The organism is Variovorax sp. R-27 (assembly GCF_049913215.1).
In the GTDB taxonomy this organism is placed as follows: Bacteria; Pseudomonadota; Gammaproteobacteria; order Burkholderiales; family Burkholderiaceae_C; genus Variovorax.
Genome location: NZ_CP183984.1, coordinates 5,251,417 through 5,269,345, shown reverse-complemented (window position 1 = coordinate 5,269,345; position 17,929 = coordinate 5,251,417). Strand labels below are relative to the sequence as shown.

The following is a 17,929-nucleotide window of genomic DNA, read 5'->3' as shown; positions in this document are numbered from 1 at the left end:
CCGTGCCATGCGCGAAGGACACGACATGCCCATCACGGTTCCGCTGGTCGACATCGCGCAGGCGCTGGCGCGGGCGGGCTGCCCCGGCAACCGTTGCGACCGCTACCGGCTCTACGAGGAGTGGGCACGCGATTTCCAGGCCGACTTCGAGGCCCGCGCCGCGGCAGGGCGCAAGCCAGGGCGCACCTACCTGCACGACGTGACGGCCTTCGCGCTGCGCCGGGCGGCGGCCTACGGGTTCGACGTGCGCTGCGAAGACTTCGGCGCGCGGCTGTGCAGCGAGGCGCGGCTGGTTGCCGGCGTTCGCTGACCCTGGAAGAACCCGGTACCTAGGAGCTTTCGCGCTGCTCGATGCGGAACGGGATCATCACCGTCTCTGCGGGCGGCCGGTGCCCTTCGCGCGCACCGTCGATCACACGCAGCAGCAGTTCGCCCGCCGCCTTGCCGATGCCCACGCAATCCACCGCCACGGTGGTGATGCGCGGGTGGCAGGCACGCGCCACTTCGAAGTCGCCGAAGCCCGCGATCGCGATGCGGCCCGGCACGTTCCAGCCGCGGCGCTGGCATTCCATCAGCGCACCGAAGGCCGAGAGGTCGGACACGCAGATCACCGCATCCACGTCGGGCCACTGCCGCACCAGCTGCACCACCGCTTCGCCGCCTTGCGCCATCGAGATCGGCGGCTGGCCGAAGCTGATGACGCGGCCGTCGGGCAGGCCCAGTTCGCGGATCGCCTCCGCATAGCCGCGTTGGCGGTCCGCGCCGCGCGTGTCGCGGTTCGAGGTGCCGCCGATGAAGGCGATGCGCCGGTAGCCCTTGCCGTGCAGGTGCCGCACCATCGCGGCCGCGGCCTCAGCGTTCGAGAAGCCGACCGTGTGTTCGATGGGCGTGGCGGGCAGGTCCCAGGTCTCGACCACCGGCACGCCGGCGGCCTGCAGCATCGAGCGCGCGGCGGGTGTGTGCGAGCCGCCCGTGAGGATCACGCCTTCGGGCCGGCGCGCGAGCATGGCGCGCAGCAGGCGCTCTTCGGTTTCCACGCGGTAGTCGGTGTAGCCCAGCAGCAGCTGCAGGCCGCGTGCTTCCACCGCCGCGGTGATGCCCTGCGCGGTTTCCGAGAAGTTGGAGTTGTTGAGCGACGGAATCAGCACCGCGATGAAGCCCGAACGCTTGCTGGAGAAGGTGCGTGCCGTCTGGTCGATGACGTAGCCCATCTCCTCGCAGGCCTGCAGGATGCGTTGGCGCAGCGCCTCGGAGGTCACGCGGTCGCTGCTCGCGCCGCGGTTGAGCGCGCGCGACACCGTCATCTTCGACACGCCGACGCGCGCGGCCACGTCGGCCATCGTCGCGGGGCGGGTGAGGGGGGCGGCAGCAGCGGTGGCTTTGTTTGGAGGCAAGGGCTTCTTTCTCTCTCGGAAATGCGGGTTCGAGGATATGCGACGCGGGGTCAGATACCGATAACCTGTAAATCGCCGATTTAGGTATGTAAAGAATACAGCGATTGATTCTTTTACAAGAATGAAAAATAGCGCAATCAGCGTACGGGAAAAGCCTAAGTTACCGGTATCTTTTCCAGTGCCACACTGCAAACCCCAAGTTCAGGGAAACCAGCGCCGTGGCCATGACCATCGAAGTCTTCGATTCCCGTTTCGCCCCCGTCGCCCGCGATGCCGGTCCGCTCGAGCGCCTGTGCACCGGCGCCGCCTGGAGCGAAGGCCCGGTGTGGATGCACGAAGACGGCGCGGTGCTGTGGAGCGACATTCCCAACAACCGCATGCTGCGCTGGCATGCCGAAGGCGGCATGAGCGTGTGGCGCGAGGGCGTGGAGTTCACCAACGGCCACACCCGCGAGGCCGACGGCGCTTTGCTGCATTGCTCGCACGGCCAGCGCGCCATCGTGCGCACGCGCTTCGGCCCGGGCCTGCTGCCGCTGGCCGACGAGGTGGTGGTCGACCGCTATCAGGGCCGCCGGCTCAACTCGCCCAACGACATCGTCGTGAAGCGCGACGGCAGCATCTGGTTCACCGATCCGCCGTACGGCATCGTGTCCGACCATGAAGGGCACAAGGCCCAGAGCGAACTGGGCCGCAACCATGTGTTCCGCTTCGACCCCGCAAGCGGCGCGTTGCGCTCGGTAAGCGATTTCGTCGAAGAGCCCAACGGGCTGGCCTTCTCGCCCGACGAAAGCATCCTCTATGTGAGCGACACATCGGCCGCCTTGCGCACCGACGGCTCGGGGCATCACCATATCGTCGCCTTCGAGGTGATCGGCGGGCAGGACCTTGCCAGCCCGCGCGTGTTCGCGGTCGTGAACCCGGGGCTTGCGGATGGCTTTCGCATCGACGTGCACGGCTTCGTCTACACAAGCAGCGCCGACAGCGTGCAGGTCTATCACCCTGACGGCACGCGCATGGCGCGCATCGCGGTGCCGGAGAAGGTGGGCAACCTGACCTTCGGTGGCAATGACGGCAACGAGCTGTTCGTGTGCGCCTCGACATCGCTCTACCGCATTCGCCTGAACACCCGCGGGGCGGTGCGCGCATGAACGCCGCTTCTGCCTTGCTGCAGTTCCAGGGCATCAGCAAACGCTTCGGCGGCACGCAGGCGGTCGACAACGTCACGCTCGACGTGCGCGCCGGAGAAATCCTCGCGCTGCTCGGCGAGAACGGTGCGGGCAAGTCCACGCTCATCAAGCTGCTCGCGGGTATCTATCCCGCGGACCAGGGCGAGATTCTTTTCGACGGCCGACCGCAAGCCGACTGGCGGCGCAGCGACCGGCGCGAGCAGCCGGTTGCGTTCATCCACCAGGACCTGGGCCTTGTCGAATGGATGACGGTTGCCGAGAACGTGGGTCTGGGCACCGGTTATCCGCGCCGCTTCGGCCTCATCGACTGGTCCGCCGCGAACGACACGGCGCGCCGCGTGATGGCGCGCGTGGGCTGCGACATCGATCCAGGCCGCCGCGTGTTCTCGCTCACGCGCGCCGAGAAGTCGCTGCTGGCCATCGGCCGCGCGCTTGAAGTGAAGGCGCGGCTGCTGGTGCTCGACGAGCCCTCGGCCAGCCTTCCGATGAGCGACGTGGAGCGCATGTTCGGCGTGCTGCGCGAATTGCGCCGGCAAGGCATGGCAATGCTGTACGTGTCGCACCGGCTCGACGAGGTGTTGGCCATTTCCGACCGCGCGGCCGTGATGCGCGACGGCAAGCTGGTGGCGGTGAAGGACACGGCGCAGACGAACGAGGGCGAACTCGTCGGGCTGATCGTGGGCAAGGCGCTGTCGGCTTCGGTGCAGAAGGCGAAGGCACCTGAACCCGGGAGCGGCGAGCCTGTGCTGCAGCTCGACGGCGCGGCCAGCGGCAACGCCGGCCCGTTGAGCCTCGCCGTGCACCGCGGCGAAGTGCTGGGCCTCGTCGGCCTGCGCGGCGCGGGCCACGAGGCCATCAGCCGCGCGATCTTCGGCCGCGAGCCGCTGTCGGCCGGCCGCATGCGACTGCTCGGCAACGCATGCGCCTTCACGTGTTCCGCCGACGCCATCCGCGCCGGCGTGGCCTACGTTGCCGGCGAGCGCCTTGAAGAAAACCTTGCCGGTTCGATGACCGTGCTGGAGAACCTCTTTCCCAACGCCGCATTGCATGGCGACCGCGGCCTTGCCTTCGACCGCCCGCGCCGGGAGAACGACCAGGCACTCGCGCTCATCCGGCGCTTCGACGTCAATCCGCCCGCGCCGTCCGCCGAAGTGCAGCAGCTCTCCGGCGGCAACCAGCAGAAGGTGGTGCTGGCGCGCTGGTTCCACCTGGACAAGCCGCTGGTAGTGCTCGAAGAGCCCACCGCAGGCGTGGACGTTGGCGCCAAGCGGCAGATCTACGGCGTGCTGCGTGAGCGCGCCGAGGCTGGCACGGCGCTGGTCGTGGTCTCCACCGACTTCGAGGAAATCGCGACCGTGTGTACCCGCGTGCTCGTGTTCCGCGACGGCCTGATCGCGGCCGAACTCACGGGCGACGCGATCACGGTCGAAAAGCTATTGGCATTGGCAGCAGGCGCGGCAACGCGCGAGGAGATTCACGCATGAGCAGTTCCATCCGGTCCACGGCGCTGGAGCCCGACAAGTCCCTCGACGGCGAGGCCATTTCCCTGGCGCAGAGCATCGGCCGCGCAATGCCGGTCTACGGGCTCGTGGTGCTGATGGCGGCGCTGGCGCTGCTGTTCTCGCTGCTGCTGCCCGACACCTTTCCGACGCTGTTCAACCTGCGCGCGATCCTGGCCGACAAGTCGGTGATTGCACTGCTGGCACTGGCCGCGACCATCCCGATGATCACCGGCAAGATCGATCTCACGGTGGGCTACGGCATTGTGCTGTGGCACATCCTCGCGATCAGCCTGCAGACGCAGCTCGGCCTGCCGTGGCCGGCGGCAGTGCTGGTGGTACTGGCGTGCGCGGCGCTGTTCGGCGTGCTCAACGGACTGCTGGTCGAACTGGCGCAGATCGATTCGTTCATCGCCACGCTGGGTACGGGCACCGTGATCTACGCGGTGGCCATGTGGCACAGCGGCGGGCGGCAGGTGGTGGGCGAGTTGCCCGACGGTTTTGTCGGCATCGCGGGCGGCAACCTGCTGGGGCTGCCGGTGGGCGCGTTCTATGTGCTTGCGGTGAGCGTCACGCTGTGGGGCGTCACCGAGTTCACGCCGCTGGGCCGCGCGCTGTACGTCATTGGCGCGAACCCGAAGGCGGCGCAGCTCAACGGCATTTCGGTGCGCAGGCATGTGATGGGCGCGTTCGTCGCGTCGGGGCTGCTGTCGGGCTTTGCGGGCGTGCTGCTGGCTTCGCGGCTGCAGATCGGGCAGGCGAGCGTGGGGCTCGAATTCCTGCTGCCTGCGCTGGTGGGTGCGTTCCTTGGTTCGACCACCATCCGGCCCGGCCGCGTGAACGTGTGGGGCACGCTGGTTGGCGTGGCGATTCTTGCCATCGGCATCTCGGGCATCCAGCAGTTCGGCGGCGCCTTCTATGTGGAGCCGCTTTTCAACGGCCTGACGCTGCTGGTGTCCATCGGCATCGCGGGCTGGGCGCAACAGCGGCGCAACCGTTCGATCAAGCGGCGCATTGCCGAGCGGCAGCTCGATCACGCGCAACCCGTTCCCTCAACGCCGTCGGAATGACGGCTCATCACAACGACTGGAGACAAGCATGAAGAAGAGTGTTCCCGCACGCACCGTCGCCGCTGCCGTGCTGGCCCTGTGCGCCGCCACGCTGGCACCCAAGGCCATGGCCGATGACTTTCTCGATGTTGCGAAGAAGAAAGTCGAGATCGCGACCATGACCAAGGAAAAGTGGGACGGCCCCACCACCGGCCCCAAGGCCAGCGCCGGAAAGACCATTGTCTTCGTCGCGGGCGACATGAAGAACGGCGGCATCGTCGGCGTCAGCAAGGGCGTGGAAGAAGCAGCCCGCGCCATCGGCTGGACGGTGCGCGTCATCGACGGGCAGGGCACCGTGAGCGGGCGCACCGCCGCGCTCAATCAGGCGCTGGCCGTCAAGCCGGCGGGCATCGTGGTCGGCGGCTTCGACACCACCGAGCAGAAGGCTGCGTTCGCGGGCGCCGCGAAGTCGGGCATTCCGCTGGTCGGCTGGCACTCGGGCGAGCAGCCGGGCCCGAACGACAAGGCGGGCCTGTACGCCAACGTGACCACCGTGACCGACGACGTGGCCGACGTCGCCGCCTCGTGGGTGGTGGCCGATTCGGGCGGCAAGGCCGGCGTGGTGATCTTCACCGACTCGCAGTACGCCATTGCGCTGTACAAGGCGCGCGCCATGGAGGCCGTCATCAAGAAGTGCGGCGGCTGCACCGTGCTGAGCTTCGAGGACAGCCCCATCGCCGAAAGCTCCACCCGCATGCCGCAGCTCACCACCTCGCTGCTGCAGCGCTTCGGCGACAAGTGGACGCACTCGCTGGCCATCAACGACCTGTACTTCGACTTCATGGGCCCCTCGCTCACGGCGGCAGGCAAGAAGGGCGACGGCTCGCCCAAGGCCGTGTCGGCCGGCGACGGCTCCGAGGCGGCCTACCAGCGCATCCGCACGCAGCGCTTCCAGGCCGGCACGGTGCCGGAGCCGCTGAACATGCAGGGCTGGCAGATCGTGGACGAACTCAACCGCGCCTTCGCCAAGGAGAAGTGGTCGGGCTACGTGCCCAAGGTGCATCTGGTGACGGTGGGCAACGTAGGCAAGGACGGCGGGCCGAAGAACGTGTTCGACCCGGACAACGGCTATCGCACGCAGTACAAGACCGTGTGGGGCAAGTGACTGCCGCAAGGGTGCCGAGAGGCACCCCAGGTGCCTTCACCGGATCTCCTTGTGCACGAAGGTGGCGTTGTCGATGACGTTGTGCCTTCCGAGCCCGCGCTTGTCGAACAGCTTGATGTCGGTGCTCGCTGGCGAGTATTCGAGGATGCCGAAGTTCTCGCGCTCGCCGGTGTAGTAGTACTTGGTGACGAAGGCGCCCGAGGAGACGACCTCGAACATCTTCGTCTCGCCGGCCGGCGGCAGGAACGCGTTCTCGTGGATGTCGCCGGTCAGGAAGATCACGTTGCGCTTGTAGATGATCTCGCGGAACTTCGCGTAGTCGTCGCGGTAGCGCATCCAGCCGTTGCCGGTTGCGCGGATCGGCATGCCGGCGCAGATCAGCACGTAGCCTTGCTCGTTGGCCAGTTCCTGCTTGAGGTAGTCGAGCTGCTTCTGCCCAAGCAGCGGGCTCGCGTCGCCGGGGTCTTTGCTGTACCAGCGGGTGTCGAGAAAAATCGCCTTGCCGATGCGCTGCTGCTGGTGCATCAGGGGCACCGAGTAATAGATGCCGTCGATCTTGGGGTCGAGGTGCGCGGGGTTGCGCAGCTGCTCGATCTCCATGTATTTGGTGAACAGCCGGCGGGTTTCCTGCTTCACCGGCGCCTTGACGTCCGAGCCGTGCGCGTTGTTCCAGGCGAAGTCGTGGTCGTCCCAGGTGCCGTACACGCCGCCGCCGTTGTCCTGCCGCTGGCGCAGCGCGGTTCGCAGTGCCTTGAAATTCGGCACGTTCCATTGCGCTTCGTACTTTCCCTGCATCACGTCGGCGAACTTGGCGGCGTCCCACTTGGACGGTTCGCCCAGGTCGGGAAAGAAATCCATGTAGATCTGGTCGCCCAGCAGGAACAGGTAGTCCGGCTGCTCCTGCGCGATGCGGTCCCAGACGTGCTGGTAGCCGTCGGGGCCGGACTTGAAGTTCATGCACGACGTGAAGGCGATCTTCATGGGGGCTCCTCATTCACCGGTCTGTATGCCGGGTGAGGCGGATCATAGGCAGCCCTTGCGCGTTGTCTCTCCGCAAAACATGGGATGGCGCCGTGTGCTCAGGCGTGCGCGCTCAGTTCAGAGCCAGTTGCCGCTCTGCGGCATCTGCACCTTCTCGGCCGGGTCGTCGCTCGTCACGAACGAGCCGATGGCGATGCTCAGCAGCGAGATGAAGATGCTCGCGAACAGCGCGGTCCAGAAGCCCGACACCTTGAAGCCTTTCACCAGCGCCGCCACCAGCAGGATCATCAGCGCGTTGATGACCAGCAGGAACAGCCCGAAGGTCACCAGCGTCAGCGGCAGCGTGAGCACGATCAGCAGCGGCTTGACGACGGCGTTGGCCAGGCCCAGCAGCAGCGCCGAGACCACCAGCGCGCCGGTGCTGTCGAACTTGAGTCCGCGAAACAGGTGGCTGGCCACCCACAGCGAGATGGCGGTGATGGCCCAGTGGATGAGGAAGGGAGTCAGGTTGTTCAGCATGGGTTTGGTGTGTGGCAGCAGACGCAGAGTTTGTTTCCGTCCGGATCGCGGAAGTAGGCGCCATAGTAGTCCGGGTGGTAGTGCGGCCTGAGGCCGGGCGGGCCTTCGCACACGCCGCCGTGCGCGAGGGCGGTGGCATGGGCGCGGTCCACCGTGGCCCGGTCGGCGGCCATCAGCGCCACCATCTGTCCGTTGCCGGGCGAGGCGGCCTGGTCGTCGTACGGGGTACCCACCAGGAAGAGCGGGCGGGGCGCATCAGGGCTTTGCCAGCCGGCCCAGGGCTTGCCGTCATCGCGAAACCTCAGCTTGAGGCCGAGCTCGCCCATGAGCGCCGAATAGAAAGAAAAGGCGCGTTCGAAATCGTTCGCGCCGATGTAGACATGGGAAAGCATGCGAGTGAATTCTTCCTGGTTAGCGTTTGAATTGTTGAACGCTGTTTTCGATTGTTACCCTAGGAAACAATGGCGAGGACGCCGTTAAGATCGCCGCTCTTATGGCCAACGCGTCTATCGCCAGCATGACCCCCGCCCCGGCTTCGGCCGACGAGGCCGAATCGTGGGTGCGCGGCGAACTCATCCGCAGCCTGATGCGCTCCGCGCGGGGCTCGTATTTTGTCTCGGCCGCGCTCATGCCCGCGATGGTCGGCCTGAACTGGGCCTATGTGCCCCGCTGGGAGCTGCTCACGTGGCTCGTAGCCGGCCTCATCGCCACCGCGTGCCGCGCATGGGGCGCGCGGGTCTATGCGGTGCGCTATGCCGGGCGCAGCGCGGCGGCGCAGCAGCAGTTCACCGAGCGCTACGGCTTCGTCTGGAGCACCAGCGCGGTGGTGTGGGGCTTGTCGGTGCTGCTGTTCTTCGAGCGCACGCCGCAGGTCAACCAGTTCATGAGCTGGCTCATCGTGGCCGGTGTGGGCACCTTCCCGCTCAACGGGCTGGCGCTGCATCCGCCGCTGCTCAAGCGCTACGTCAACACGCTGTTCATCACGATGCTGGGCGCGGTGGTGATACGCCTGGCGTCGATCGCGCTGCACCATCCGCAGTTCCAGTACGGCTACCTGATGCCGATCCTGCCGATCCTTCACTGGTTCCTGCTGCTGCGGGCGGGGCGGCACATTCACGAGACGGCGCGCAACAGCCTGGAGCTGCTGTTCCACAACCACATCCTGATCAAGTCGCTGACCCAGCAGCGTCAGGCAGCGGTGTCGGCCGTGGCCATGAAGAACCGCTTCCTGGCCAGCGCCGCGCACGACATGCGCCAGCCGGTGCTGGCACTTTCGTTGTACGCCGATTGGCTGCGCAACGAGCCTGAGCTGGTGCTGGAGCTCGCGCCGAAGATCGTGCGCGCCACGCATGCGGTGAATGCGCTGTTCGACTCCATGTTCGACCTGGCGCGCATCGACTCGGGCCAGGTGCGCCTGCATGTGGAGCGCGTCGACGTGCCCGAGCTGCTGCACGACCTCGAACTGCAGTACCGCCCGGTGGCCGAGAGCCGCGGCCTCGACTTCCGCGTGCACGTGTGCGAGGGCTCGTTCCTGACCGACCCGATCCGCGTGCGCCGCATGATCGGCAACCTGCTGGCCAACGCCATCAAGTACACAGCCGAAGGCGGCGTGCTGCTGGCGGCGCGACAGACACGCGACGGTCTGCGCGTGGAAGTGTGGGACACCGGCATCGGCATCGCGCCCGAGCATCTGCGCGACGTGTTCCTGGAGTTCTACAAGGTAGCGGACCATGCCGGCACCTCCGACGGCTTCGGCCTGGGCCTTGCCATCGTCGCGCGGCTGTCGCACGTGCTGGGCCATCCCGTCAGCGTGCGTTCGCGCCTGGGCAGCGGCAGCGTGTTCCGCGTGGCGCTGCACGACGCCGACGAAGCGGTAGCGCAAGCCCGCGTGAGCGCCTCGGGCGGCTGAGAGCCCTCATAAAAAAACCGCGCTCATGCGCGGTTTTTTAAATTCCAGAAACACCGAGGAGCCGGCTTTGCCGGGCCTCAGGTGTTGCCCCCTGCAAGGGGGGAGGCGAAGCGACACGAAGTGCGCGAAGCCTGGGGGTTAGCCAGAGTTATCCCGACAGCAAACCGTTGGTGCGCGCGTAGTGCAGAGCTTGGGTACGGCTCTTCACGCCGAGCCTGCGGAACAGGCGCCACAGGTGCACCTTCACCGTGTGCTCGCTGATCTCCAGGTCGGTGGCGATGTCGCGGTTGCTCATGCCCTTGTCGAGCATGGCGATCAGCTGCGTCTGCCGCTTCGACAGCTTGCCGCTGTTGGCGGCTGGCATCTCGTCGGCTTCATCTTCCGAGCCTGCCATCAGCAGGCCGCGCAAGGCAGCCGCCAGCTCGTTGGAACTGGCCGACTTCTCGATATAGGTGTCTGCGCCGGCTTCGATGCAGGCGTCCTCCATGTCCGCGGAAGGTGCTGCCGAATACACGGCAATGGGCACGTTCGGATAGACCTGCTTGACCGCGATCACGCCCGACACGCCATTGGTGTCCGGGAGCTTCAGGTCCAGGCAGAAGAGGGTGGGCGCACCACGCTGCTGCACCGAGCTCGCGAGCTTGTCGAGGCGCTCGAGCTCGACGATGTTCTCGGCCGGACGCAATCGCCGCAAGACCATCACGATCGCGTCGCGCATCAGGGGGTGGTCGTCGATGACATAAATGCTCATGTTTTCTTCCTTTGTGATCGCACCGTCTTCTCTCTTCCTGCTCATCGGCGGATAAGCCGATGGGCTTTGCCGGATCAACTCCCGCTCGTTGTGGGTGTTGCCTCCGTCAGGGCCTCCAGCGCCTCGGTGACGGCGCGTGTTCCTTCTGTGTCGATGGGTTCCAGCTGGCTGGCCAGCGTGGTCAATGCTTCGCCGCGCTGCGCCTGCAAGATCGCGATGGTACGGCCCGCTTCCTGCGGCGACGTGAATCCACGGCTTTGCAGCAGGGTTTCGCCGCGCGCATCCAACAGCTTGAAATAGAAAAGCCCGTCCGCCTTTTCGCGGTACTGCTTGAAACTTGGCTTCGCGACCTTGGCCGCCTTGGCTGCGCCCTTGTCCTTGCCGGCCGCGAGATTGCGCAGGCCGACCGCGTGGCGCAGGCTGGCCATGAACGGCTTCGACAGGGCCTGCGCCTTCTCGGCGCCGATGAGCAGGATGCGCTCGATCTCTGCCGGGTCGTTCATCAGCGCGTCGTAGCGCGCGCGCAGCGGCGCCACTTCATGGTCGATGCGCTCGAACAGCAACTGCTTGGCATCACCCCAACTAATGCCATTGGCGTACTCCTTGCGCAGCGACTCGGTTTCTTCGGCGCTGGCAAAGGCCTGGTAGATCTGGAACAGGGCCGAGCCCTCGGTGTCCTTGGGCTCGCCGGGCGCGCGCGAGTCGGTCACGATGCTGGAGATCTGCTTTTGCAGCTGCGCGCGCGGCGCGAACAGCGGGATCGTGTTGCCGTAGCTCTTGCTCATCTTGCGGCCGTCGAGGCCGGGCAGGGTGGCCACGGCGTCGTCGATCTCGGCCTCGGGCAGCGTGAAGTGATCACCGTACAGGTGGTTGAAGCGCTGCGCCATGTCGCGCGCCATCTCGATGTGCTGTACCTGGTCGCGGCCCACGGGCACCTTGTGGGCGTTGAACATCAGGATGTCGGCGCCCATGAGCACCGGATACATGAAGAGGCCGGCCGTCACGTCGGCATCGGGGTCCTCGCCCTTGGCCACGTTCTTGTCGAGCTGTGCCTTGTATGCATGCGCGCGGTTGAGCACGCCCTTGCCGGTGACGCAGGTGAGGAACCAGGTCAGCTCGGGGATCTCGACGATGTCCGACTGGCGATAGAAGGTGACGCGCTCGGGGTCGAGCCCGCAGGCCAGCCAGCTGGCGGCAATCTCGAGCGTGGAGCGCTGGATGAGTGCCGGCTCCTGCACCTTGATGAGCGCGTGGTAGTCGGCCAGGAAGAAGAAGCTCTGCACACCGGGCGCGACGCTTTGCCGCACCGAATGGCGGATCGAACCGACGTAGTTGCCGAGGTGAGGCGTGCCCGACGGCGTGATGCCGGTCAGGACGCGCAGGGGAGCTTGAGGAGACGGAGCCATGGGACGAAGAAAGAAGACTTAGAGCAGCAACGCCTTGAGCGGGGTGATGATCAGGTTGATGACGAAGTAGCCCACGTCCATCAGCGGTCGCAGCCAGTATGTGCTGACGACGCCCGCAATGACGAGGCCCATCACGATGAAGAAGCCGTACGGTTCGATGCGTGCCAGGAACATCTGCGCCTGTCCGTTGGGCAGCAGGCCAGCCAGTACGCGGCCGCCGTCGAGCGGGGGCAGCGGGAACAGGTTGAAGGCCCACATCACGAGGTTGACGAGGATGCCGCCCTGCGCCATCTTGATGAAAAAGGATTCACTCACGCCAGCGGCAACAAGCGCCACCAGCACCAGCGCCCACAAGATCGCCTGCACGAAATTGGAGGCCGGCCCGGCCAGCGCGACCCACACCATGTCGCGCTTCGGATGACGCAGCCGCCCGAAGTTGACCGGCACCGGCTTGGCATAGCCGAACAGGAACGCACCCGAGGTCGCGAAGTACAGCATCAGCGGCATCAGGATGGTCCCGATGGGGTCGATGTGCTTCATCGGGTTGAGGGTGACGCGCCCCATGACCTCGGCCGTGTTGTCGCCGAAATGGCGAGCCACATAGCCGTGCGCTGCCTCGTGCACGGTGATCGCGAAGATCACGGGCAGCGCGTAGATCAGTACGGTCTGTATCAGGTTGGAAATATCCACTGGGCGATTGTGTCAGACGGGAGTGGTTCTCAGCCCCGATTTCAGAGGCCGAGCACAGCCAATGCACCGCGTCCCTGGCGCACCACGACCGGCTCGTCGCCAGTGCCCATGGGCGTGAGGTCGACCACCGTGGTCGGCTGCGACGGGCAGGCACCTGCGTCGATGACGCCGGCGATCTGCTTCTCGAAGCGCTCGCGGATGATCTGCGCGTCGTTCAGTGCCTCGGTCTCGCCCGGTGCGATCAGCGTGGTGGCCAGCAGCGGCGCGCCGTGCAGCGACAGCAGCTCCAGCAGCACCTTGTGATCAGGCACGCGCAGGCCGATGGTCTTGCGTTGCGGATGGCTCACGCGGCGCGGTACTTCCTTGGTGGCTTCGAGCAGGAATGTGTAGGGGCCGGGCGTGGCCGCCTTCAGCAGGCGGTATTGCTTGTTGTCGACGCGCGCGTAGTTGGCCAGCTCGCTCAGGTCGCGGCACAGCAGCGTGAGGTGGTGCTTCTCGTCGACCTGGCGGATGCGGCGCAACTGGTCGACCGCGTCCTTGTCGTCGAGGTGGCAGGCCAGCGCATAGCTGGAGTCGGTGGGCACCGCAATGATCTCGCCGCGCTCGAGCAGCGTGACGGCCTGCTTCAGCAGCCGCTGCTGCGGGTTCTCGGGGTGGACTTCGAAGTACTGGGCCATGAAAAAAAACTCCGGATCAGGATTCGGCGGGCTCGATAGGTACGCGGCGCTCGCGCACCGTAAGCCACGCACCGGCCGCACCGCAGACCGCGATCATCGCCATGCCGATGAGCGAGTAACGGTCGGGCAGTTGGGAAAAGATGAGCCAGCCGCCGAGCATGGCAAAAGCGATCTGGGCATAAAGATAAGGCGTGAGCGTGGATGCCGGCGCGCGCTGGTAGGCCAGGATCAGGATGAAGTGACCCACCGTGCCCATGAAGCCCATCAGGCACAGCAGCGCCCACCAATGCCACGACTCCAGCTCGGTCCACACGAAGGGCACTGCGAGCGATGCAATCAGCGCGCCGACCCAGCCGGTATAGAAATGCATCGTGAGCGGGTTCTCGGTTTGCGCGAGCTTGCTCGTGAGCACCTGGAACCACGCATTGGTCAGCACCAGCCCGATCGGCAGCAGGATGGCCCAGCTGAAGGCCTCGCCGCCCGGTCGCAGGATGACCAGCGTGCCGATGAAGCCGCCCGCCACCAGCACCCAGCGCAGCGGCGACACATATTCCTTGAGCGTGGTGGCGGCCAGCAGCGTGATCACCAGCGGCGCAATCAGCACGATCGACGTGAACTCGGCCAGCGGCATGTAGCGCAGGCTAAGGAAGGCCAGCGTGCTCGACACCAGCAGCAGCGCACCGCGCAGCAACTGGTAGCGCGGGTGCCGCGTGCGCAGCAGCGCCGTGCCATGCAGCGGCAGGAGCACGGCCGTGGTGGCCACGGCCTGGAATGCGTAGCGGAACCACACGCCCATGAGGATGGGCACGCCCGCGGTGGATGCTTTGGTTGCGGTGTCGAGCGTGGCGAAGCAGGCCACGGCCACCAGCACAAGGCCGATACCTGCGAGGATGCGGCCCGATTCGGTGTCGCGTGCCTTTTGCGCCGCAAGGCGCGCATTCGCCAGCGCAACGGTTGCCGCGTTGTCGATGCCGGTCCCGGGGTTCTGGCTCACTGCTGGATGCGGTCGCCGAGCAGTTCCCACACAGGAGTGAGCGCGCCAGGCAACGGCGGCAGCTTGCCGAGATCGCAATGACTCTCGTCGGGGCTGTGGAAATCGCTGCCGCGCGAGGCGGCGAAATCGAATTCGAGCGCCTTGTCGGCGTACTCGACATATTCGGCCGGCGTGTGGCTGCCGGTGACGACCTCGATCGCCTTGCCGCCATGCGCCTTGAATTCGAGGAACAGCGCGTATTCCTCGTTGGCCGTGAACTTGTAGCGGCCCGGGTGAGCGATCACGGCCATGCCCTTGGCTGCGGTGATCCAGTGCACGGCGTCCTTCAGCGAGGCCCAGCGGTGCGGCACGTAGCCGGGCTTGCCTTCGGTGAGGAACTTGCGGAACACCTCGGGCGTGTCGCGGCAGTGGCCCTGCTCGACGAGAAAGCGCGCGAAGTGCGTGCGCGAAATGAGTTCGGGGTTGCCGACGAACCTGAGCGCGCCTTCGTATGCACCGTGGATGCCGACCTTGGCCAGACCTTCGGACATTTCCTGCGCGCGCTTGCCGCGGCCGCCGCGTGTGTCGTAGAGGCCTTGCGACATCGCTGCGTCGTTGGCATCGAAGCCCAGGCCGACGATGTGCACCGTTTCGCCCGCGAAGGTCACCGAGATCTCGGTGCCGGTGAGGTAGCGCATGCCGTTTGCACGCGCTGCTGCTGCTGCGCGGTGTTGGCCGCCGACCTCGTCGTGGTCGGTGAGGGCCCAGAGCTCGACCCCGTTGGCAGCCGCGCGCGCGGCCAATTCTTCGGGCGTCAGTGTGCCGTCGGAGACCACGGAGTGGCAGTGAAGATCGGCATTGAGAATGGAGGACACCCTCGCATTCTATGGGGTCTGGAACATCGATGCGGGCGCATGGATGCTGTGCAAGTTGCTATTAAATAAATAGCATTACTGTGCCGCTGCATGCGGCTCAGCGCTTCTTGCGAAAAGCCGCCCAGGCCGCCACCGCGGTGAAGCTTGCGACGATTGCCACCACGATCCAGAAGCCGTGCTTGTGGTCGGCCAGCGGAATGCCGCCCACGTTCATGCCGAACAGGCCGGCAAGGATGTTGATCGGCAGCGCCAGCACCGTGACCACCGTCAGCACGAACAGGCTGCGGTTGTTGTCCTCGTTCACGTTGGCGGCTATTTCTTCCTGCAGCAGCTTGATGCGCTCCTGCAGCGCCTGCATGTCGCGCAGCACCACCGAGAACTCCTCGGTCGAGCCGCGCAACGCCTGCGCGTCGGGCTCAGCCATCCAGGCGGGAGGCCCTTGCAGCAGGCGGAACAGGGCGGCAGGCTCGGGCGCGAGCAGTCGCTGCAGCCGCACCAGCAGCCGCCGCAGCACGCCCAGCCGAGCGCGCTTGTGGTCGAGGCGGCCGGCGAGCAGTTCGTCTTCGATGCGGTCGATGCGCGAGGTGACGCCGCGCACGATCTTCACCAGCACGTCGGCCTGCGCGCGCAGCAGGTGTTCGAGCAGCTCGGTGCTCGAACGCGGCGCGTCGCCGGCCTTCACGGCCGTGCGCAGCGTGTCGACCGAGCGCAGCGGCTTGGTGCGCGCCGTGACCACGAGGCGCGGGCCCACGCTGATCCACAGCGTGGAGATGTCGGAGGGCTCGAAGCTGAATTCGAAGTGCACGTCGTTGATGACGGCGATCAGCGAATCGTCGGCGCGCTCGATGCGCGTGGAGGGCAGGCCTTCGTGCAGCGTCTCGTAGAAGGTGTCCGGGAGGTTCGCGTGCCGCACCAGCCAGCGCTCGGCATGCGCATGGCTCAGGTTGAAGTGCAGCCAGACGTAGGAGGGATTCTCTTCGCCGCTGCCTTCATCGCCTTTGTCGCGTTGTTCGACCAGCCATGCCGCCGCCTGCGCGGAGTCGATGACCCGCGCTGGCTCGGGTGCGGAGGCGTCGAACAGGTAGCCGGAGATCAGTCCGGCTTCGTCACCTCCGTAAGACTGGGAGGCGAGGTCATGGAATGCCGACAAGATGCGTGATCAGAAAATGCGGGTGAACAACCAGTAGAGCGACCCCGACAGCAGCATCGCCACCGGCAGCGTCAGCACCCAGGCCAGCGCGAGGTTGCGCAGCGTGGACATCTGCAGGCCCGAGCCGCTGGCCGTCATGGTGCCGGCCACGCCGGACGACAGCACGTGCGTGGTCGACACAGGCAGCCCATACATGTCTGCTGCGCCGATGGTGATCATTGCCACCACTTCGGCCGAGGCGCCCTGCGCGTAGCTCAGGTGCGTCTTGCCGATCTTCTCGCCCACGGTGACCACGATGCGCTTCCAGCCGATCATCGTGCCCAGGCCCAGTGCGATGGCCACCGCGACCTTGACCCACAGCGGAATGAAGCGCGTGGCGCTGTCCAGTTCCTGGCGGAACGTGTTGACGCGCAGTTTTGTCTCGTCGTCGAACTTGGCCGCGCCGCTCTTGTCGAGGTGGCGGATGGCTTCGGAGGCCAGGTACATGTCATTGCGCACGTTGGCAACGGCATCCGCGGGGACGCCGGCCAGCGAGCCGTGCTCGCGCACCTGCCGTCCGATGCTGCCGGCGGTCGCTGCCAGCGCGGGCACCACCGAGGGACTGAACTCGCGGGTGCGCACATAGGTGGAGAGCGTGTCGCGCGCCGCGGCGGGCTCCAGCGCGGGCAGCGAGGTCGGCGCGCTGCGGGTCAATGCGGTCTGCGCCATCTCGGCCACGGCCGCGAACTTCACGGTCTCGTTGGCGGGCATCGCACGGTTCAGCGCGTAGGCCATAGGCACCGTGCCCACGAGGATCAGCATGATCAGCCCCATGCCCTTCTGACCGTCGTTGGAACCATGCGCGAACGACACGCCCGTGCAGGTCAGGATCAGCAGGCCGCGGATCCACCATGGCGGCGGCTCGGCGCCCTTGGGTTCTTCATACAGTGCGCGGTTCTTCACGAAGGCCCGCAGCGCCAGCAGCAGCAGCGCGGCGCAGCCGAAGCCGACCATCGGCGACAGCAGCAGCGAGTAGCCCACCTTGGTGGCCTGCGCCCAGTCGACGCCGCTGGTGCCGTCGCGGCCGTGCATCAGCGCATTGGCCACGCCCACGCCGATGATCGAGCCGATCAGCGTGTGCGACGAAGAAGCCGGCAGCCCCAGCCACCACGTGCCCAAGTTCCAGATGATGGCGGCGATCAGCAGCGCGAACACCATCGCGAAGCCTGCGCCCGAACCCACCTGAAGAATGAGCTCCACCGGCAGCAGCGCGATGATGCCGAAGGCCACCGCGCCGCTGGACACCAGCACGCCCAGGAAGTTGAAGAAGCCAGACCACACCACAGCGAAGTTGGGCGGCAGTGAATGGGTATAGATGACGGTCGCCACGGCGTTGGCCGTGTCATGGAAGCCGTTGACGAACTCGAAGCCCAGCGCAATCAGCAGCGCCACGCCAAGAAGCATGTAGGGCACCCAGGTGGTGACGGGCGCCCCGGAGGACGTCACGTCGCCCACCAGGCTCCAGGCCGTGAAGAGCAGGCCGGCGGCCAGCAGCCCCACGAAGGTGATCAGCGTGAGCGGACCGGGCTTGGAGTCGAGCTTGGGCCGTTGCGCGGCGGGCGCGGACGGCAACTCGGCATGCGGGGCTGCAAGCGTGTTCATGGGCGTTTCTGGGGTGTTGGAATAGCTGCAGATGGTGTTCGCGGTGTGTGACAACTCCGTGTC

Annotated in this window: 18 protein-coding genes; 6 read left to right on the top strand and 12 right to left on the bottom strand. The window is 66.3% G+C overall.

Going from position 1 to position 17,929, the window contains the following annotated elements:
- The first annotated feature begins 7 nt into the window (after positions 1-7).
- Complete coding sequence (locus ACN9MV_RS24665; protein WP_093058593.1) at positions 8-310, top strand: hypothetical protein; 303 nt, start codon at positions 8-10, stop codon at positions 308-310.
- Positions 311-329: 19 nt separating this feature from the next.
- Here the strand turns inward: ACN9MV_RS24665 and ACN9MV_RS24660 are convergent, their stop codons facing one another.
- Entirely contained in the window at positions 330-1,340 is a 1,011-nt protein-coding gene (locus ACN9MV_RS24660; RefSeq protein WP_093077247.1) for a LacI family DNA-binding transcriptional regulator, read from the bottom strand.
- A gap of 278 nt (positions 1,341-1,618) precedes the next feature.
- Here ACN9MV_RS24660 and ACN9MV_RS24655 point away from each other — a divergent pair, with 278 nt between their 5' ends.
- The 4 genes from ACN9MV_RS24655 to ACN9MV_RS24640 are packed head-to-tail and all read left to right on the top strand — an operon-like array spanning position 1,619 to position 6,294.
- On the top strand, positions 1,619-2,542 hold the full coding sequence (locus tag ACN9MV_RS24655; protein WP_426389914.1) for an SMP-30/gluconolactonase/LRE family protein: 924 nt from the start codon (positions 1,619-1,621) through the stop codon (positions 2,540-2,542).
- Complete coding sequence (locus tag ACN9MV_RS24650) at positions 2,539-4,065, top strand: sugar ABC transporter ATP-binding protein (RefSeq protein WP_426389912.1); 1,527 nt, start codon at positions 2,539-2,541, stop codon at positions 4,063-4,065. The genes ACN9MV_RS24655 and ACN9MV_RS24650 overlap by 4 nt, the downstream gene beginning before the upstream one ends.
- Positions 4,062-5,150, top strand: a complete 1,089-nt coding sequence (locus ACN9MV_RS24645) for an ABC transporter permease (RefSeq protein ID WP_426389911.1) — start codon at positions 4,062-4,064, stop codon at positions 5,148-5,150. The genes ACN9MV_RS24650 and ACN9MV_RS24645 overlap by 4 nt, the downstream gene beginning before the upstream one ends.
- A gap of 28 nt (positions 5,151-5,178) precedes the next feature.
- Positions 5,179-6,294 (top strand): ABC transporter substrate-binding protein, encoded by a 1,116-nt coding sequence (locus ACN9MV_RS24640; RefSeq protein ID WP_093077244.1) that lies wholly within the window; start codon positions 5,179-5,181, stop codon positions 6,292-6,294.
- A 36-nt stretch (positions 6,295-6,330) separates the two neighbouring features.
- Here the strand turns inward: ACN9MV_RS24640 and ACN9MV_RS24635 are convergent, their stop codons facing one another.
- From ACN9MV_RS24635 to ACN9MV_RS24625, 3 genes are all read right to left on the bottom strand, one after another.
- The gene (locus ACN9MV_RS24635; RefSeq protein WP_093077243.1) at positions 6,331-7,275 is read right to left on the bottom strand and encodes an alkaline phosphatase D family protein; all 945 of its coding nucleotides are present in this window, start codon (positions 7,273-7,275) and stop codon (positions 6,331-6,333) included.
- Between the two features lie 117 nt (positions 7,276-7,392).
- Entirely contained in the window at positions 7,393-7,794 is a 402-nt protein-coding gene (locus tag ACN9MV_RS24630) for a phage holin family protein (RefSeq protein WP_093058600.1), read from the bottom strand.
- A complete protein-coding gene (locus ACN9MV_RS24625) occupies positions 7,788-8,186 on the bottom strand; it encodes a VOC family protein (RefSeq protein ID WP_093077241.1) in 399 nt (132 codons plus the stop codon). The genes ACN9MV_RS24630 and ACN9MV_RS24625 overlap by 7 nt, the downstream gene beginning before the upstream one ends.
- A 101-nt stretch (positions 8,187-8,287) precedes the next feature.
- Here ACN9MV_RS24625 and shkS point away from each other — a divergent pair, with 101 nt between their 5' ends.
- Positions 8,288-9,703 carry a surface-behavior sensor histidine kinase ShkS gene (gene shkS, locus ACN9MV_RS24620; RefSeq protein ID WP_093058602.1) on the top strand — a complete coding sequence of 472 codons (1,416 nt, stop codon included), beginning with the start codon at positions 8,288-8,290 and terminating at the stop codon, positions 9,701-9,703.
- A 148-nt stretch (positions 9,704-9,851) separates the two neighbouring features.
- Here shkS and ACN9MV_RS24615 read toward each other — a convergent pair whose 3' ends face one another.
- The 8 genes from ACN9MV_RS24615 to ACN9MV_RS24580 all read right to left on the bottom strand — a co-directional run bounded on the left by ACN9MV_RS24615 (position 9,852) and on the right by ACN9MV_RS24580 (position 17,866).
- A complete protein-coding gene (locus ACN9MV_RS24615) occupies positions 9,852-10,454 on the bottom strand; it encodes a LuxR C-terminal-related transcriptional regulator (protein ID WP_093058637.1) in 603 nt (200 codons plus the stop codon).
- Between the two features lie 74 nt (positions 10,455-10,528).
- Positions 10,529-11,860, bottom strand: a complete 1,332-nt coding sequence (locus tag ACN9MV_RS24610) for a tryptophan--tRNA ligase (protein WP_093058603.1) — start codon at positions 11,858-11,860, stop codon at positions 10,529-10,531.
- Positions 11,861-11,878: 18 nt separating this feature from the next.
- Positions 11,879-12,550 carry a site-2 protease family protein gene (locus ACN9MV_RS24605; RefSeq protein ID WP_093077238.1) on the bottom strand — a complete coding sequence of 224 codons (672 nt, stop codon included), beginning with the start codon at positions 12,548-12,550 and terminating at the stop codon, positions 11,879-11,881.
- Positions 12,551-12,591: 41 nt separating this feature from the next.
- Positions 12,592-13,227, bottom strand: a complete 636-nt coding sequence (locus ACN9MV_RS24600) for an L-threonylcarbamoyladenylate synthase (protein ID WP_093058605.1) — start codon at positions 13,225-13,227, stop codon at positions 12,592-12,594.
- 16 nt (positions 13,228-13,243) lie between these two features.
- A complete protein-coding gene (locus ACN9MV_RS24595) occupies positions 13,244-14,221 on the bottom strand; it encodes a DMT family transporter (RefSeq protein WP_097198390.1) in 978 nt (325 codons plus the stop codon).
- A complete protein-coding gene (locus ACN9MV_RS24590) occupies positions 14,218-15,075 on the bottom strand; it encodes a 3',5'-nucleoside bisphosphate phosphatase (protein WP_093058607.1) in 858 nt (285 codons plus the stop codon). The genes ACN9MV_RS24595 and ACN9MV_RS24590 overlap by 4 nt, the downstream gene beginning before the upstream one ends.
- A gap of 97 nt (positions 15,076-15,172) precedes the next feature.
- Entirely contained in the window at positions 15,173-16,225 is a 1,053-nt protein-coding gene (locus tag ACN9MV_RS24585; RefSeq protein WP_093077234.1) for a transporter, read from the bottom strand.
- Positions 16,226-16,234: 9 nt separating this feature from the next.
- The gene (locus ACN9MV_RS24580) at positions 16,235-17,866 is read right to left on the bottom strand and encodes an inorganic phosphate transporter (protein WP_093077232.1); all 1,632 of its coding nucleotides are present in this window, start codon (positions 17,864-17,866) and stop codon (positions 16,235-16,237) included.
- Between the last annotated feature and the right edge of the window lie 63 nt (positions 17,867-17,929).

Excerpts from the sequence above, each read along its gene's own strand:
- ACN9MV_RS24665 (WP_093058593.1), top strand. The coding sequence starts at position 8 with ATGCGCGAAGGACACGACATGCCCATCACGGTTCCGCTGGTCGACATC.
- ACN9MV_RS24660 (WP_093077247.1), bottom strand. The coding sequence starts at position 1,340 with ATGGCCGACGTGGCCGCGCGCGTCGGCGTGTCGAAGATGACGGTGTCG.
- ACN9MV_RS24655 (WP_426389914.1), top strand. The coding sequence starts at position 1,619 with ATGACCATCGAAGTCTTCGATTCCCGTTTCGCCCCCGTCGCCCGCGAT.
- ACN9MV_RS24650 (WP_426389912.1), top strand. The coding sequence starts at position 2,539 with ATGAACGCCGCTTCTGCCTTGCTGCAGTTCCAGGGCATCAGCAAACGC.
- ACN9MV_RS24645 (WP_426389911.1), top strand. The coding sequence starts at position 4,062 with ATGAGCAGTTCCATCCGGTCCACGGCGCTGGAGCCCGACAAGTCCCTC.
- ACN9MV_RS24640 (WP_093077244.1), top strand. The coding sequence starts at position 5,179 with ATGAAGAAGAGTGTTCCCGCACGCACCGTCGCCGCTGCCGTGCTGGCC.
- ACN9MV_RS24635 (WP_093077243.1), bottom strand. The coding sequence starts at position 7,275 with ATGAAGATCGCCTTCACGTCGTGCATGAACTTCAAGTCCGGCCCCGAC.
- ACN9MV_RS24630 (WP_093058600.1), bottom strand. The coding sequence starts at position 7,794 with ATGCTGAACAACCTGACTCCCTTCCTCATCCACTGGGCCATCACCGCC.
- ACN9MV_RS24625 (WP_093077241.1), bottom strand. The coding sequence starts at position 8,186 with ATGCTTTCCCATGTCTACATCGGCGCGAACGATTTCGAACGCGCCTTT.
- shkS (WP_093058602.1), top strand. The coding sequence starts at position 8,288 with ATGGCCAACGCGTCTATCGCCAGCATGACCCCCGCCCCGGCTTCGGCC.
- ACN9MV_RS24615 (WP_093058637.1), bottom strand. The coding sequence starts at position 10,454 with ATGAGCATTTATGTCATCGACGACCACCCCCTGATGCGCGACGCGATC.
- ACN9MV_RS24610 (WP_093058603.1), bottom strand. The coding sequence starts at position 11,860 with ATGGCTCCGTCTCCTCAAGCTCCCCTGCGCGTCCTGACCGGCATCACG.
- ACN9MV_RS24600 (WP_093058605.1), bottom strand. The coding sequence starts at position 13,227 with ATGGCCCAGTACTTCGAAGTCCACCCCGAGAACCCGCAGCAGCGGCTG.
- ACN9MV_RS24580 (WP_093077232.1), bottom strand. The coding sequence starts at position 17,866 with ATGAACACGCTTGCAGCCCCGCATGCCGAGTTGCCGTCCGCGCCCGCC.